This is a genomic window from Streptomyces sp. CB02923, from assembly GCF_001905005.1.
Lineage (GTDB): Bacteria > Actinomycetota > Actinomycetes > Streptomycetales > Streptomycetaceae > Streptomyces.
The window spans coordinates 536665-550702 of sequence record NZ_LWKZ01000027.1 but is presented as its reverse complement, the minus strand read 5'-3'; the positions used below and the strand labels follow the sequence as shown (position 1 = coordinate 550702).

The 14038-nt window shown below is 73.9% G+C and carries 13 protein-coding genes; 6 read left to right on the top strand and 7 right to left on the bottom strand.

The annotated features are described in order from the left end of the window. Window positions 1–8: 8 nt before the first annotated feature. The 6 genes from A6A06_RS37365 to A6A06_RS37340 all read right to left on the bottom strand — a co-directional run bounded on the left by A6A06_RS37365 (window position 9) and on the right by A6A06_RS37340 (window position 4687). The gene (locus A6A06_RS37365; RefSeq protein ID WP_073768049.1) at window positions 9–1079 is read right to left on the bottom strand and encodes a phosphotransferase family protein; all 1071 of its coding nucleotides are present in this window, start codon (window positions 1077–1079) and stop codon (window positions 9–11) included. Between the two features lie 125 nt (window positions 1080–1204). Continuing rightward, entirely contained in the window at window positions 1205–1567 is a 363-nt protein-coding gene (locus tag A6A06_RS37360; protein WP_073768047.1) for a DUF202 domain-containing protein, read from the bottom strand. Between the two features lie 3 nt (window positions 1568–1570). Beyond that, window positions 1571–1981, bottom strand: a complete 411-nt coding sequence (locus A6A06_RS37355; protein ID WP_073768045.1) for a YidH family protein — start codon at window positions 1979–1981, stop codon at window positions 1571–1573. Window positions 1982–2051: 70 nt separating this feature from the next. Continuing rightward, window positions 2052–2585 carry an NUDIX hydrolase gene (locus A6A06_RS37350; protein ID WP_073768042.1) on the bottom strand — a complete coding sequence of 178 codons (534 nt, stop codon included), beginning with the start codon at window positions 2583–2585 and terminating at the stop codon, window positions 2052–2054. Window positions 2586–2657: 72 nt separating this feature from the next. Continuing rightward, entirely contained in the window at window positions 2658–3596 is a 939-nt protein-coding gene (locus A6A06_RS37345) for an MBL fold metallo-hydrolase (protein ID WP_073768040.1), read from the bottom strand. 200 nt (window positions 3597–3796) lie between these two features. Continuing rightward, a complete protein-coding gene (locus tag A6A06_RS37340) occupies window positions 3797–4687 on the bottom strand; it encodes a DMT family transporter (RefSeq protein ID WP_073768038.1) in 891 nt (296 codons plus the stop codon). 223 nt (window positions 4688–4910) lie between these two features. Between A6A06_RS37340 and A6A06_RS37335 the strand changes: the two genes are divergently transcribed. From A6A06_RS37335 to A6A06_RS37310, 6 genes are all read left to right on the top strand, one after another. Then, entirely contained in the window at window positions 4911–6566 is a 1656-nt protein-coding gene (locus tag A6A06_RS37335; protein ID WP_073768036.1) for an FAD-binding dehydrogenase, read from the top strand. A 383-nt stretch (window positions 6567–6949) separates the two neighbouring features. Then, window positions 6950–7909: a hypothetical protein gene (locus A6A06_RS37330; RefSeq protein WP_073768379.1), complete on the top strand. Its 960-nt coding sequence runs from the start codon at window positions 6950–6952 to the stop codon at window positions 7907–7909. A 185-nt stretch (window positions 7910–8094) separates the two neighbouring features. Beyond that, window positions 8095–9684, top strand: coding sequence for an APC family permease (locus tag A6A06_RS37325; RefSeq protein ID WP_073768034.1), 1590 nt, complete (start codon window positions 8095–8097; stop codon window positions 9682–9684). A gap of 3 nt (window positions 9685–9687) precedes the next feature. Further along, complete coding sequence (locus A6A06_RS37320; RefSeq protein WP_073768032.1) at window positions 9688–11643, top strand: primary-amine oxidase; 1956 nt, start codon at window positions 9688–9690, stop codon at window positions 11641–11643. A 98-nt stretch (window positions 11644–11741) separates the two neighbouring features. After that, window positions 11742–12491, top strand: coding sequence for a molybdopterin-dependent oxidoreductase (locus tag A6A06_RS37315; protein ID WP_073768030.1), 750 nt, complete (start codon window positions 11742–11744; stop codon window positions 12489–12491). Continuing rightward, entirely contained in the window at window positions 12475–13116 is a 642-nt protein-coding gene (locus A6A06_RS37310) for a cytochrome b/b6 domain-containing protein (RefSeq protein WP_073768028.1), read from the top strand. Before A6A06_RS37315 ends, A6A06_RS37310 begins: the two co-directional genes overlap by 17 nt. Here A6A06_RS37310 and A6A06_RS37305 read toward each other — a convergent pair. Then, window positions 13113–14009 (bottom strand): phosphotransferase family protein, encoded by an 897-nt coding sequence (locus A6A06_RS37305; protein WP_242441134.1) that lies wholly within the window; start codon window positions 14007–14009, stop codon window positions 13113–13115. The genes A6A06_RS37310 and A6A06_RS37305 overlap by 4 nt on opposite strands. Between the last annotated feature and the right edge of the window lie 29 nt (window positions 14010–14038).

Genomic DNA, 14038 nt, shown 5'->3' with positions numbered 1-14038 from the left:
AGCGTGCCTCAGCCTTCCGTGGCGGTCGTCAGGGTGTCGAGGGTGGCCAGGCCGCGGTCGATGAAGACCGGCACCAGCTCGCCGATCCGGTCGAAGCCCGCGCCGAGCGTCTGCCCGAGGGTGAAGCGGTAGTGGATGCCCTCCAGGATCACGGCGAGCTTGAAGTACGCGAACGCCGTGTACCAGGCGATGCCGGACACGTCCCGGCCGGACCCGGCCGCGTACCGCTCGATCAGCTCGGCCGCCTCCGGATGGCCGGGCGCGCCGCGCGTCGTGGCGATCGGCGAACCGGGCACGTCCTCCTGCTCGCTGTACATCACCAGCAGGCCGAGATCGGTCAGCGGGTCGCCGAGGGTGGACATCTCCCAGTCCAGTACGGCCGTGATGCGGTCGTCGGCGCCGACCAGCACGTTGTCCAGGCGGTAGTCGCCGTGCACGACGGCGGGCGCGGGGGAGGCGGGCAGCGCCGCGCCCAGCGCCTCGTGCAGCGCGTCGATGCCGGGCAGGTCGCGGTTCCGCGACGCCGCCAGCTGCTTGCCCCAGCGGCGCAGCTGCCGCTCCAGGAAGCCGTCGGGGCGGCCGAAGTCGGCGAGGCCGACCGCCGCCGGGTCCACGGCGTGCAGCGCCACCAGTGTGTCGACGAGCGAGAGCACCACACCGCGGGTCCGCTCCGGCCCCAGCGCGGCGAGCTGCTCCGCCGTACGGTACGGCGTGCCCGCGACCAGCTCCATCACGTAGAACGGCGCCCCGAGGACCGCCTCGTCCTCGCACAGCAGCAGCGCGCCGGGGACCGGCACCGCCGTCGCGTGCAGGGCGCTGATCACCCGGAACTCGCGCCGCATGTCGTGCGCGGTGGCCAGTACATGGCCGAGCGGCGGGCGCCGGACGACCCACTCGGCGGTGCCGTCGGTGATCCGGTAGGTGAGGTTGGACCGGCCGCCCTCGATCAGCTCGGCATCCAGCGGTCCCCGCACCGATCCGGGGCGCTCCCGGTCCAGACGGTCCCGCAGCCGCTCCAGGTCGAGGCCCGGCGGACCCGGCCGCGCCGGGGACTGCGGGGGAGGGGTGCCCTTGCTCATCGTGCTCCTCCGTACGGAAGGGACGGCCGGCCCGCGCGGACGGCCGCTACGATCATGCCGACTAGTCGGTATGGCGTCCAGAGGGCAGCGGCGGTGAGTGGGCCACGCGGCCGGAAAGAGGGCCCTCAGACGAGGATCGCCGCGCCGAGGACCGCCAGTGCGCAGGTGCAGCCCGCCAGGGCCAGCGCCGTACGGGCCGACAGGCACGGCGGCCGCCCGGCGCTCATCGCCCGCATCCGCAGCTGGGCCGCCGCCATGAACGCGATCCACACCAGCAGCACCAGCGCCCCCGCGACGACCACCACCGGGCCGGGCCCCCGGTGCTGCACCACCTGGCGCCCCGCGAGGATCGCGACCAGGGTGCAGGACAGGGTGGTGCGCCGCCAGGCGAGGCGGGTGCGCTCCGGTTGCAGTCCCGGGTCCCGGTCCGGGCGCAGTCCCGGGTCCCGGTCCGGGCGCGGCTGCTCCAGCCGTGGGGATCCGGCCATCGGTCAGCGCGTCCGGCCGAGGGCGACGAGGACGACCATCGCCGCCGCGAGCAGGCCGACCGCGACGGCCAGTACGGCCGGGAAGCGGGAGGGGGGCAGGTCCTCGCCGCGGCGCATCGCCCGCTCGCAGCGCACCCAGTGGTTGACCGCCCGCACCGCGCACAGCGCGCCGCCCACCAGCAGGACCACCGTGAACGTCACCCGCAGCACGTCGTGCAGCCGGGGCAGGAACTGGTCCACCGCGAACCCGCCGCCCACCAGCGCCAGCCCGGTCCGCAGCCAGGCCAGGAAGGTGCGTTCGTTGGCGAGGGAGAAGCGGTAGTCGGGCGTCGTGCCCTCCTCGCGGACGCGCGCCGGTGCGAACCACAGCCGTACGCCCGCGCCGATCGACCGCAGTCTGTCGGTGAGGATCATGGCCTGAACCCTACGTGGTGCCGCGCCCGCGACTGCCCGCGGGCGGTCACCCCTCCCGGCCCACCGACGGTTACTGTCCCCGCGCGGCCCGCCACTCCTGGAGCCGCAGGTACGCGGCCATGCCGTCCGGCGTCCACTCCCACTCCGGAATGCGCCGCTCCAACTCCTCGTCGGTGAGGAAGGCGTGCCAGGCCACCTCCGACTCCTGCGGCTGCACGGGCAGCGTGCAGCGCACCTCGTAGACCGCCGACCACCAGGTGTGCTCGGGCGTCTCGTACAGGAAGGTGAACAGCGGGACCGGCTGCGGCAGGCCGGTCACGCCCAGTTCCTCCTCGGCCTCGCGCAGCGCGGTCTCGTCGTACGTCTCACCCGCGCCGACCACGCCGCCTACGAACATGTCGTAGTGCGAGGGGAAGACCAGCTTGCGCGCGGTCCGGCGGTGGACGAAGATCCGGTCCTCGGCGTCGCGGGCGAGGACGAACGCGCACCGCGTCCGCAGCCGATGGGCGTACGTATCCCCCCGCCGGGCCTGCCCCACGACCTCGTCGCTCTCGTTGACGACGTCGACGATCTCGTCCGCGCTCAGTGGTTGCTGTCGCTCCATGACCCCATGCAACCAGTCCGCCGGGGCGCGGGCGCCACGGGCCCCTGTCAAGAAATCGGGGTCGGCCGGGCATCACCAGCGCACCCCCGTGAAGTCGACCGGCCGCGGCCGCAGCTCCCGCGTACGGGCCGCCAGCCGCCGCATCCGGGCGGCCATGTCGTCGGCGGGCAGGTGCCTGCGGCCGCCGTGGCCCGGCAGCAGCCACTCGAAGCGCAGCCCGACGGCGGTACGGGCCAGGGAGGCGGCCAGCTCCTCGATGGAGTACCAGGTGACGGTCTCCGCCACCTCGATGTCGCCGGTCGTGCGCGACCAGTAGAAGCTGTCGCCGCTGAAGCAGTACCGCTCGTCGGCGACGTAGAGCACGCTGCCCTCGGTGTGGCCGGGCAGCGGATGGGCGAGCACGCCCTCGGCCACTTCCGTGGGCCGGGTGCCGCGCAGGACGTGGTCGGCGTCGGGAACGGAGTCCAGGTCGCCTTCGTGGATCCACAGCCGGGCGCCGAAGCGGTCGGCGTAGCGGCGGCCGTGCGCCACGTGGTCCCGGTGGGTGAGCAGCACGTCGGTGACGGGCCCGAGTGCCTCGTACCGGGCGGCCAGGGGCTCGCTCCAGCGGGGCGTGTCCACCATCATCAGCGTGCCGCCGGGGCGCTCCAGGAGGTAGGAGTTGGCTCCGGCGGTGTGCGGCGAGTTGTGCCCGCACAGCAGGACGCTGGTGGCGCCGAGCCGCAGGGGGTAGGGGTCCAGGGCCGGGTCGAGCCGGCGGACGGGACGGCGGATGGAGCGGGTGTGGCACGCGAACGCGGCGGCGTGCAGCTGCCGTTCCTCCGCCGCGTCGCGGGGCTGCCGGACGACTTCGGAGCGGCCGCCGGCCTCGGCTATCAGTTCCGGGGCGAGCTGCCGGGCGACGTCGCAGTTGGTGCAGCGGCCGTCGACGTACCAGGCGTCCTCGCGTGCCCCTTCCGCTTCCGTGGCGTCCTCCGCGGCGGCGGGTCCGGTGCCGGGTGTGCGGTTCATGGCATCCCCCACTCTTCGGGTGGATTGTGTGCGGGTTCCTGAGAAGAGGTTCCGCGGTGGCGCTGCGAAGAGGAAGGGGTGCCGGGTCTTGTTTCTCCAGGTCAGGGGCGCTCTGCCGCGGTGGCGGCACGGATCGGCATGGCGTGGACATGGCGAAATCGGGGGTACGGAACGACCGCCCCCGCCGCACCCGCCGCCCCTCACCCCGCCTGCAACTCCCGCACCCGCTCCGGCCGCCCGGACACCCCCGTCGGCATCGCCGGATGCCGCCCGATCAGGACGATGCCGGCCACGACCGCCGCCAGCCCGACCGCCTCCCAGGCGAGCGCCCCGGCGGACAGGTTCAGCCGGTCGCCCAGGAAGCCGACCCCGCAGACGATGCCCGCCAGCGGCTGGGCCGCCGTCAGCGCGGGCAGCGACATGCGCAGGGGCGCCGTCTCGAAAGCGCTCTGCACCAGCACCAGCGCGACGACACCCAGCGCGAGGACCGCATACGGTTCCCAGCCGGTGAGCAGCGCCGCCCAGCCGCCGTGCCCGAACCGCTCGCCACTGATCCGGGTCAGGGCGTCCTGGAGTCCGTACAGCAGCCCGGCCGCGACCCCCAGGAGCGCCGCCTCCCGGCTCATCCGTACGCGCTTGGCGCACGCCGCCAGCAGCAGCGCGAGACCCAGGACGGCGCCCATCACCAGCCAGTGCCGCACCGGCCCGGCGACACTGCGGCCACCGTGCGGCTCCCCGGCCACGATGAACGCCGTCACACCGCCCGCCAGCAGCCACAGGCCGCTCCAGCCCTGACGGCCCAGCCGCTGCCGGGTGAGGTGTCTGGACAGTGCCATCGCGAAGAGCAGGTTGGTGGCCAGCAGCGGTTCGACGAGGGTGACTTCACCCATGCCGAGCGCCGCGGCGCCCAGCGCCATGCCCGCGACCATGAAGCCGATGCCGGCCAGCCAGCGCGGCATCCGGGCCAGGTCGAGCAGCAGCCGCAGGGAGAGGAAGTCCTGCATCGGGGCGCGCTGGGCCGCGCACTGCTGGAGCACGAAGCCGACGCCCAGACAGCCGGCCGCGCTCACGGCCAGCAGGAACACCGTCACGTCACGCACCTCAAGTCGACCGGGGCGATGGGGACTTGGCCGAGGATAGCGAGCCGCGCGACCGCCCGTCGCCCGTCTGCCGTCGCCGGGCACGCCCGGGTACCCCGCCCGCGCGGCGCCGGAACCCGCGGTTGACGCGCCGCCCGGCCGAGCTGAGGATCGGTACCCACGATGGCGGCCGGGCCCTCCGGCTCGCCGCGGCGAGGAGAGAAGACTGGCGGACATGGCCTACGACGCTGATGTGATCGTGATCGGAGCGGGTCTGGCGGGCCTCGCGGCCACCGCCGAGCTCGCCGAGGCGGGGCGCAAGGTGATCCTCCTGGACCAGGAACCGGAGAGCGGCCTCGGCGGCCAGGCACACTGGTCCTTCGGCGGTCTCTTCCTCGTCGGCTCGCCCGAGCAGCGGCGGCTGCGCATCCGCGACAGCCACGAGCTGGCCTGGCAGGACTGGCTCGGCGCGGCGGCCTTCGACCGTCCCGAGGACCACTGGCCGCGCAAGTGGGCCGAGGCGTACGTCGACTTCGCGGCGGGGGAGAAGCGGCCCTGGCTGCACCGGCAGGGCGTACGGTTCTTCCCGGTCGTCGGCTGGGCCGAACGCGGCGGCTACGAGGCCACCGGCCACGGTAACTCCGTACCCCGCTTCCACATCACCTGGGGCACCGGCCCCGGCCTGGTCGAGCCGTTCGAGCGGCGGGTGCGGGCCGGGGTCGCGCGCGGCCTGGTGGAACTGCGCTTCCGGCACCGCGTCACCGGCCTGGCGCGCAGCGCGGGCACGGTCGACACCGTCACCGGCGAGGTCCTGGAGGCGTCGGACGCCGCGCGCGGCACACCCAGCAGCCGCGAGGTGGCCGGCGCCTTCGAACTGCGCGCCCAGGCGGTGATCGTCACCTCCGGCGGCATCGGCGGCAACCACGACCTGGTGCGCGCCAACTGGCCGGAGCGGCTGGGCAGGCCGCCGGAGCGGATGCTGTCCGGGGTGCCCGCCCACGTGGACGGCCTGATGCTGGGCGTCGCCGAGGCGGCCGGCGGCCGGATCGTCAACCGGGACCGTATGTGGCACTACACCGAGGGCGTCGACAACTGGAACCCGGTCTGGCCCCGGCACGGCATCCGCATCCTGTCCGGCCCGTCCCCGCTGTGGCTGGACGCGCGCGGCAGGCGGCTGCCGGTACCGCTCTTCCCCGGCTTCGACACGCTCGGCACCCTCGAACACATCGCGCGCAGCGGTTACGACCACACGTGGTTCGTGCTCACGCGGAAGATCATCGAGAAGGAGTTCACCCTCTCCGGCTCCGAGCAGAACCCGGACCTGACGGGCCGCAGCGTACGGGAGGTGCTGCGGCGGCCCCTGCCCGGCGCCCCCGGCCCGGTGCAGGCGTTCCTGGACCGCGGCGCGGACTTCATCGTCGAACGCTCACTCGGCGACCTCGTACGGCGGATGAACCAGCTCACCAAGGAGCCGCTGCTCGACGAGGCGGTGCTGCGCCGCGAGATCGTCGCGCGCGACCGCGGACTGGCGAACTCCTTCACCAAGGACCTCCAGGTCACCGCCATGCGCGGGGCACGCAAGTACCTGGGCGACCGGCTGATCCGCACCGCGTCGCCGCACCGGCTGCTCGACCCCAAGGCCGGCCCGCTGATCGCCGTACGGCTGAGCATCCTCACCCGCAAGACGCTCGGCGGCCTGGAGACGGACCTGTCCTCGCGGGTGCTGACCGAGGGCGGCGAGCCCCTGCCGGGGGTGTACGCGGCCGGTGAGGCGGCGGGCTTCGGGGGCGGCGGCGTGCACGGCTACCGGTCGCTGGAGGGGACCTTCCTGGGCGGCTGCATCTTCTCGGGGCGTACGGCGGGGCGGGCGGCGGCCAAGGCAGTGGGCTGAGCACCGGAAAGGCCGAGTACCGGAAAAGCCGAGTACCGGAAAGCGGGGCACCGGAAAGCGGGGCACCGGAAAGGCTGAGCACCGTCAGGGTGGGAGCCGGGCTGGAGGTGCACGACAACACCTCCGGCCTACAGCGGCGCCGCGTGCCGCCGCGGCCGGACCCGCGCCGGCACGCCGCAGCGCGCCCGGCGTTTATTGACAAGTGTGTTGACGGGCAAGGGAGTTGGGTTTTCGGTCATTCTCCGGACAGTCTTGACGCGAACCTGTGCCTGCCGCTTTGCTGTGCGTGACCTGTTGGTGTCGATCAGTACACCGATTCTGCACATACGCGCCCGGGATGCGGCGCGTCCGGAGGTGAAGCGCGTCATGGAGTGTTCCTGCCCGTGACCCCTCCGCCGCCCCCACCGCCACCGCTGGGCCGCTCCCGCCGCAAGGACGTGCCGGTCCTCGACCCGGCCCTGGACGACGTCCAGCTCGCCGCCACCGTCGACGCCCTGACGCACGGCCGGTGGGTCCGGGTGCGGACCCTGCTGGCCGACACCGGAACCGACTGGGACCTGCGGGGCCACCGCCTGGTGGTGCTCGCCGAAGGCCAGGCCAGCGCCGCCTGGGCCGGTGACTGGCGCCTCGCCGAACCGGACAGCGCCGACGCCGCCACCCTGCTGGCCTGCGCCCAGGTCTTCCAGGCGCTGCGCGGCAGGAGCAGCGAGGACGCCGCGCGCGAGGCCTGCCGTCTCGCCGCCGCCATGGCGCCCCGCGACCCGACCCCGTGGCTGGGCCTGCTGATCCTCGCCCGCCGCGCCGGCACCCCCGACGAACGCGAGCACGCCTTCGACCAGGTGCGGGCCCGGCACCCGGACCACCACCACGCCCACCACCTGATGGCCGCCTGCCTGGCCGAGCAGCAGCAGGGCGGCGCCGACGACCCGCTGCACCAGGTCTACGACTTCGCGTACTGGGCCGCCGAACAGGCCCCGGCCGACTCGCCGCTGGCGATCCTGCCCGTCGTCGCGCACGCCGAGCGCTACCGCGCCCTGGCCGCCGCCGGTCTCGAACCCGCGGACCCGGCCGCCTCCGGCCACTGGGCCACCCGCCGCGCCCGCCAGGTCATGAAGGCGGCCTTCGACTGGTGGCTGGAGTGGGAGGGCGAGGAGCACCCGCGCCGCAAGGTGGACCTCAACTTCCTCGCCCACGCCAAGTACCACGAGGGGAGGATGGCCGAGGCCGCCGCGCTCTTCCATCGCATCGGCCCGCACGTCACCGCCGCGCCGTGGTCCTACCCCGACCGGGACGCCCGCAAGGCCTTCAGAGCGGCCCGCGACACGGCCTTCAGCACCGCCTGACCCCGGCGCCCGCCCCACCCGGCGCCCGCATCACGTACACAGCACACCACGTACGCAGCACACCACGTACGCAGCACATCACGTACACAGCACACCCTGGCACCACGTACGCACCACCCGCACCATGCACCACGCACGACGCGCACCTCCGCCTCCGCTTTCCAGGGAAAGGACACCTCCGCGCCATGCTGACGAGCAGTACGGGAAACAAGGGCACCACGGGACGCACGGGAAGACCGGGCGAATCCGGGGAGATCAGTACCTTCAAGGGCCAGGAGCGGGCCCTGCGCGCCGGCCGCATCGGCACGCCGGGCCTGCTGCTGTCCGTGCTGGCTGCCAGCGCGCCCCTGATGGTCGTGGCCGGCGTCATGGTCACCACGTACCAGGTCATGGGCATCGTCGGGCAGCCGCTGCTGTTCGTCATCCTGGGCGTGGTGATGGCGCTGTTCAGCGTCGGCTACGCCGAGATGAGCCGGCACGTGCACAACGCCGGCGCCTTCTACGCGTACATCGCGCGCGGCCTCGGCGGCACCGCGGGCGCCGGAGCGTCCTTCGTCGCCCTCGCCGCCTACAGCGCCCTGCAGTTCGGCATCTACGGCATCTTCGGCTTCGAGGTGTCCGGCCTGCTCGGCAAGCACCTCGGCATCACCGTGGCCTGGTGGGTGCCCGCCCTGCTGGGCGTCGCCCTCATCGGCCTGCTCGGCGCACTGAAGATCGACCTGAACGCCAAGGTCCTGGGGGTGCTGCTCGCCATCGAGGTCGTCCTGATCGCCGTCTTCGACCTCGCCTTCGCCGCCCGGCCGGGCCCGCAGGGCCTGTCGCTGCACGCCTTCGACCCGGCCACCCTCGGCGGCGCGGGCCTGGGCACCGCGCTGTGCTTCGCCGTCGCCGCGTTCGTCGGCTTCGAACAGGCCCCCGTCTACGCCGAGGAGACCAGCCGGCCGCAGACGGTGGTGGCCCGGGTGATGTTCCTCGCCGTCGGCTTCGTCGCGGTCTTCTTCGCGCTCAGCTCCTGGCTGGTCGGCGTCGCCACCGGCCCGGACCACGTCGTGGCCACCGCCGGGAAGGAAGGCCCCGGCCTGATCTTCGCCCTCACCGGACCCCGGCTCGGCGGCACCTTCACCGACATCCTGCACATCTTCTTCGTGACCGGCATCTTCGCCTCGATGCTCAGCTTCCACAACGTGGTGGCCCGCTACGCCTTCGCGATGGGCCGCGAGGGCCTGCTGCCCGCCGCGCTCGGCCGTACCGCCAGAACCAGCGGCGCGCCCGCGCTCGGCTCGCTGCTCCAGTCCGTCATCTCGCTCGTCGTCGTGGCCGCCTTCGCGCTCACCGACCGGACGCCGGACGGCGACCCCACCACCCCCGTACTGAAACTGTTCACCTGGTGCGGCAACGTGGGCGCGCTCGGCGTGATCGTCCTGATGGCCACCGCGTCCGTCGCGGTCATCGCGTTCTTCGTACGGCGCGGAGCGGGCCGGGCGCAGGCCGGGCGGCTGCTGGCCGCCGGGCTGGCCGCGCTCGCGCTGTCGACCGTGCTGGTCTACGCGGTCAAGGACTTCGGTGTGCTGGTCAGCGCCGAGGAAGGCTCGGCGCTGAGCTGGGTGCTGCCCGGCGTCATCGGCCTGGCGGCCGTGATCGGACTCGTGTACGGGCGCGTGCTGCGCGCCCGGCGCCCGCAGGTCCACGCCCGTATCGGTCTGGGCAACGAAGCGTTCCAACTGGAGAAGGCGGCGAGCGTGCCGTCCCCGTCGACCCAGGCCCGGGAGAGCTGACCGATGGCGCACACCACGACAGAACCGCAGCCGCCCGCCCCGCACCCCCTCGACCCGCTCACCGCCGACGAGATGACCGCGGCCCGCGAGGTCCTGGACGGCGAGGGTCTGGTGGGCGGCACCACCCGCTTCCCGCTCGTCCTGCCGGACGAACCGGACCGGCACACCGTCGCCGCCCACCGCCCCGGCGACCCGGTCGCCCGCCGCCTGCGTGTGACCCTCCTGGACACCGCGACCGGCGCCGCCGCCGAGGCGGTCGTCGACGTCACCGCCCGCCTCCTGCTCGCCCACCGGTCGCTGGACCCGGCGGCGGACGGCCAGCCGCCCCTGCTCTTCGAGGAGTACGAACGCTGCGACGAGATCGTCAAGGCCGACCCGGGCTGGCGCAAGGCCATGGCCGAGCGCGGCATCACCGATACCGCCCTCGCCGTCTGCGCGCCGTTGGCCGCGGGCAACTTCGGCCGGGCCGAGGAGGCCGGGCGCCGGATGGTGCGCTCGCTGACGTTCCTGCGCTGCGAGGCGTCCGACAACCTGTTCGCGCACCCCGTGGGCGGTCTGGTCGCCGACGTGGACCTGACCGAGCGGCGGGTCCTGCGGCTCGTCGACACCGGAGCGGTGCCCGTGCCCGCCGAATGCGGGCGCTACGAGGCCGGGTTCAACGGCCCGGCCCGCACCGGTCTGAAGGCACTGGAGATCACCCAGCCCGACGGCCCTTCCTTCGCCCTGGACGGACACCGCCTGTCCTGGCAGAACTGGTCCCTGCGGCTGGACTTCAACGCCCGCGAGGGGCTGGTCCTGCACGAGCTGTCCTTCCGCGACGGCGACCGGGTACGTCCCGTACTGCACCGCGCCTCGCTCGCCGAGATGGCCGTCCCGTACGCCGACCCCGGCGCGGACCGCAACTGGATCTGCTACCTCGACGCCGGCGAGTACACCCTCGGCCGCAACGCCAACGCGCTCCGGCTGGGCTGCGACTGCCTCGGCGAGATCCGGTACGTGGACGCCGTCGTCCCCGACGACCACGGCACCCCGCAGACGCTGCCCAACGCCGTGTGCATCCACGAGGAGGACCACGGCCTCCTGTGGAAGCACACCAACATGTTCGACGGCTTCAGCGCCGAGAGCCGCCGCTCCCGCCGCCTCGTCGTCTCCTGCATCGCCACGCTCGGCAACTACGACTACGGCTTCTACTGGTACCTGTACCAGGACGGCGGCATCGAGTTCGAGGTCAAGTCCACCGGCCTGGTGCAGACGTCGGCCTCTGTGCCGGGCACCGTCTCCCCGTACGCCACCGAGATCGCCCCCGGCCTCCAGGCGCCGTACCACCAGCACCTGTTCTGCGCCCGGCTGGACGCGGCGGTGGACGGCCACGCGAACACCGTGGAGGAGGTCGACATCGTCCGGCTTCCCATGGGACCCGACAACCCCAACGGCAACGCCTTCACCATTCGCGCCACTCCCGTCACCGACTCCGGGGAGGCCGGACGGCCGGCCGACCCGGCCGCCGGGCGCCGCTGGCGGATCACCAACCCCGGCGCCCGCAACCGGACCGGGCAGCCCGTCGCGTACACCCTGACCCCGCAGCCGTCCGGCCCGGCCCTGCTCGCCCAGCCCGGCTCCCCGGTCGCCGCACGCGTCGCGTACGCCACCAAACAGCTGTGGATCACCCGCAGCGCGGCCGGCCGCCACTACCCGGACGGCGACTACCCCAACCAGCACCCCGGCGGCGCGGGCGTCACCGAGTGGTCGCGCCCCGGCGAGTCCCTGGAGAACACCGCCCTCACACTCTGGCACTGCTTCGGGCCGACGCACCTGCCGCGCCTGGAGGACTGGCCGGTCATGCCGGTCGACCGCTGCGGCTTCACGCTGCGGCCGACCGGGTTCTTCGACCGGAACCCGACGCTGGACCTGCCGCGGGAGAGCGGCGGGGGAGGTCACTGCCACGCGGAAAGGGAGTAGCGGAAGAAAAGCGGGGGCGGCGGGCGCGCTGATGACGGAAGTCTGACGTCCGGCCGCGGAGGCTGGTCCCGCCGGTGGCGCGGTGCTCGAATCGAGGTGTGACCCCGAACGACAACGCGCCCGCCACGGGGCCGGGGGCCGACGGGCGCGGCAGCCCCGTCGGCCGCCGCCTGGTGCTCGGCGTGCTCGCCGCCGGCGCGGCCGGCATCGCCACCGCCCCGTACCTCCAACGCGCCTACGACAGCACCCTCGGCGCCGCCGCACGGCAGGACCCCACCGGCCTGTCCGGCCTGCTCCCGGCGGGCGGCGGCTTCCGCTACTACTCGGTGACCGCGTCCGTACCGCGCAAGGACGCCCGCGGATACCGCCTCACGGTGGACGGCCTCGTCGAACGCCCCGCCACCTACCGCCTGTCCGACCTGCGCGCGCTGCCGCAGACGCGCCTGGTGCGCGACGTGCAGTGCGTGACCGGCTGGCGGGTCCCGGAAACGCCCTTCAGCGGCGTACGCCTGAACCGCCTCCTGGACGCGGCGGGAGTACGCCCCGGCGCGAAAGCCGTCCGCTTCACCTGCTTCGACGGCGCGTACAGCGAGAGCCTCACCCTCGAACAGGCCCGCCGCGACGACGTGCTGATCGCCCTCACCCTCCAGGACAAGCCGCTCGCGCACGAGCACGGCGGCCCGGTGCGGCTGTACGCGGCACCCATGTACTTCTACAAGTCGGCGAAGTGGCTCTCCGGCATCACCGTCACCGAGCGGGTGCAGCCGGGCTACTGGGAGGAGCGCGGCTACGACGTGGACGCGTGGGTCGGCCGGTCGAACGGACGCGACGATGCGCCGACCGTCTGAGCGCGCGCCGCGCGTACGCCGCTTCACCCCCGCCGAACGCTGGGTGCACCGCGCCACCGCCACCCTCATGGCCGTCTGCGTCCTGACCGCAGGCTGCCTCTACCTCCCCTTCCTCGCCCAGCTCGTCGGCCGCCGGGCGCTCATGGTGACCGTCCACGAATGGTCCGGGCTGCTGCTGCCCGTACCGCTGCTGCTCGGCCTGGCCTCGCGCGCGCTGCGCACCGACCTGACCCGCCTCAACCGCTACGGGCCGCACGACCTCCGCTGGCTGCGCGCCGCGCTGCGCCGCAGACCCGGCCGGCCCGCGGGCAAGTTCAACGCGGGCCAGAAGATCTACGCAGCCTGGCTGGCGGGCGCGGTCCTGGTCATGACCGGAACGGGCCTGCTGATGTGGTTCACCCACCTCGCCCCGCTCGCCTGGCGCACCGGCGCGACCTTCGTCCACGACTGGCTGGCCCTGACGCTCGCCGTCGTCATCGCGGGCCATGTGTGGATGGCGTACGGCGACCCCGAAGCGCGCCGGGGGATGCGGACCGGAACCGTCGACCCGGCGTGGGCACAGCGCGAACATCCGCTCTGGGAGCCGGAGGAACAAGCCGGGCACCAGCGCGGACCGGCGGGTTAGGGCGCTTCCGGCCCGTCCAGGGACGTCGGCTCCCACGCCCGCCGCAACTGCGCGCGCAGCAGCGGCAGCGGACTGTCGTCGAGGCCGCGGAGCCGGTCGGAGAGGAGCGTCAGCGTGTCGCAGCGGGCCAGTTGCAGCGCGCGGGCACACCCGCCGTGGCCGAACCCCGCGGCCGTCGCGATGCGTACCGCCGCCACCGCGCCGACCGAGATCGCGAGCCCCGCGACATCCTCCGCGGCGTCGCCGGTCACCGCGTCCGTCCAGTCCAGCACGCCGCTGATCCGGCCGTCCTCGGCGACGAGCAGGTGCTCGCCCTTGAGGTCGTTGTGCACCAGAGTGGCGGGTGCCGTCGCGGCTTCCGCCCCCGGTACGCGCAGCCGCGGCAGCCACGTGGCGTCGAACTCACCGCGCGCCGCGACGGATTCCGCCGCCGCCGAGGCCCGGCGCAGCAGTCCCGGCAGGTTGCGCGGCGCCTCCGGCGGCACGCCCAGCGCTTCGGCGTCCGCCACGGGCACCTGCGCGAGCGAGACGAGCAACCGCGCGAGATCGGCCTCGCCCGCGTCCGGGACCGGGCGCAGCTCGGCGGACACCCCGTCCAGCCGGACGTCCAGGGTGAACGCGCGCCCCCGTACCCAGTCCCCGCCCGCCACACTGGCCGGCACCGGCACACCGGTCCGCTCCGCGACCAGCTCGCGCAGCGCGACCTCCCGGCGCAGGCGCTCCGAACCGCCGGCATCGAGCGCGCACCGCGCCACATGCCCCGGGCCCACCCACCAGGACGCGTGGTCGCCGCCTTCGGCGATGGGCCGGACGTCCGCGGCGCACACGCCGGGTACGGCCTCCTGGGCCAGCCCGGCCACCGCTGCCGCATCCGGCAGGTGTTCCTCCGTCATGATCACCATCATGCCGCAGGCCGCCGCCG

What these genes read in the sequence shown, in the direction of transcription:
- A6A06_RS37365 (WP_073768049.1), bottom strand. Translation starts at nt 1,079, where the DNA reads ATGAGCAAGGGCACCCCTCCCCCGCAGTCCCCGGCGCGGCCGGGTCCG.
- A6A06_RS37360 (WP_073768047.1), bottom strand. Translation starts at nt 1,567, where the DNA reads ATGGCCGGATCCCCACGGCTGGAGCAGCCGCGCCCGGACCGGGACCCG.
- A6A06_RS37355 (WP_073768045.1), bottom strand. Translation starts at nt 1,981, where the DNA reads ATGATCCTCACCGACAGACTGCGGTCGATCGGCGCGGGCGTACGGCTG.
- A6A06_RS37350 (WP_073768042.1), bottom strand. Translation starts at nt 2,585, where the DNA reads ATGGAGCGACAGCAACCACTGAGCGCGGACGAGATCGTCGACGTCGTC.
- A6A06_RS37345 (WP_073768040.1), bottom strand. Translation starts at nt 3,596, where the DNA reads ATGAACCGCACACCCGGCACCGGACCCGCCGCCGCGGAGGACGCCACG.
- A6A06_RS37335 (WP_073768036.1), top strand. Translation starts at nt 4,911, where the DNA reads ATGGCCTACGACGCTGATGTGATCGTGATCGGAGCGGGTCTGGCGGGC.
- A6A06_RS37325 (WP_073768034.1), top strand. Translation starts at nt 8,095, where the DNA reads ATGCTGACGAGCAGTACGGGAAACAAGGGCACCACGGGACGCACGGGA.
- A6A06_RS37320 (WP_073768032.1), top strand. Translation starts at nt 9,688, where the DNA reads ATGGCGCACACCACGACAGAACCGCAGCCGCCCGCCCCGCACCCCCTC.
- A6A06_RS37310 (WP_073768028.1), top strand. Translation starts at nt 12,475, where the DNA reads ATGCGCCGACCGTCTGAGCGCGCGCCGCGCGTACGCCGCTTCACCCCC.
- A6A06_RS37305 (WP_242441134.1), bottom strand. Translation starts at nt 14,009, where the DNA reads ATGACGGAGGAACACCTGCCGGATGCGGCAGCGGTGGCCGGGCTGGCC.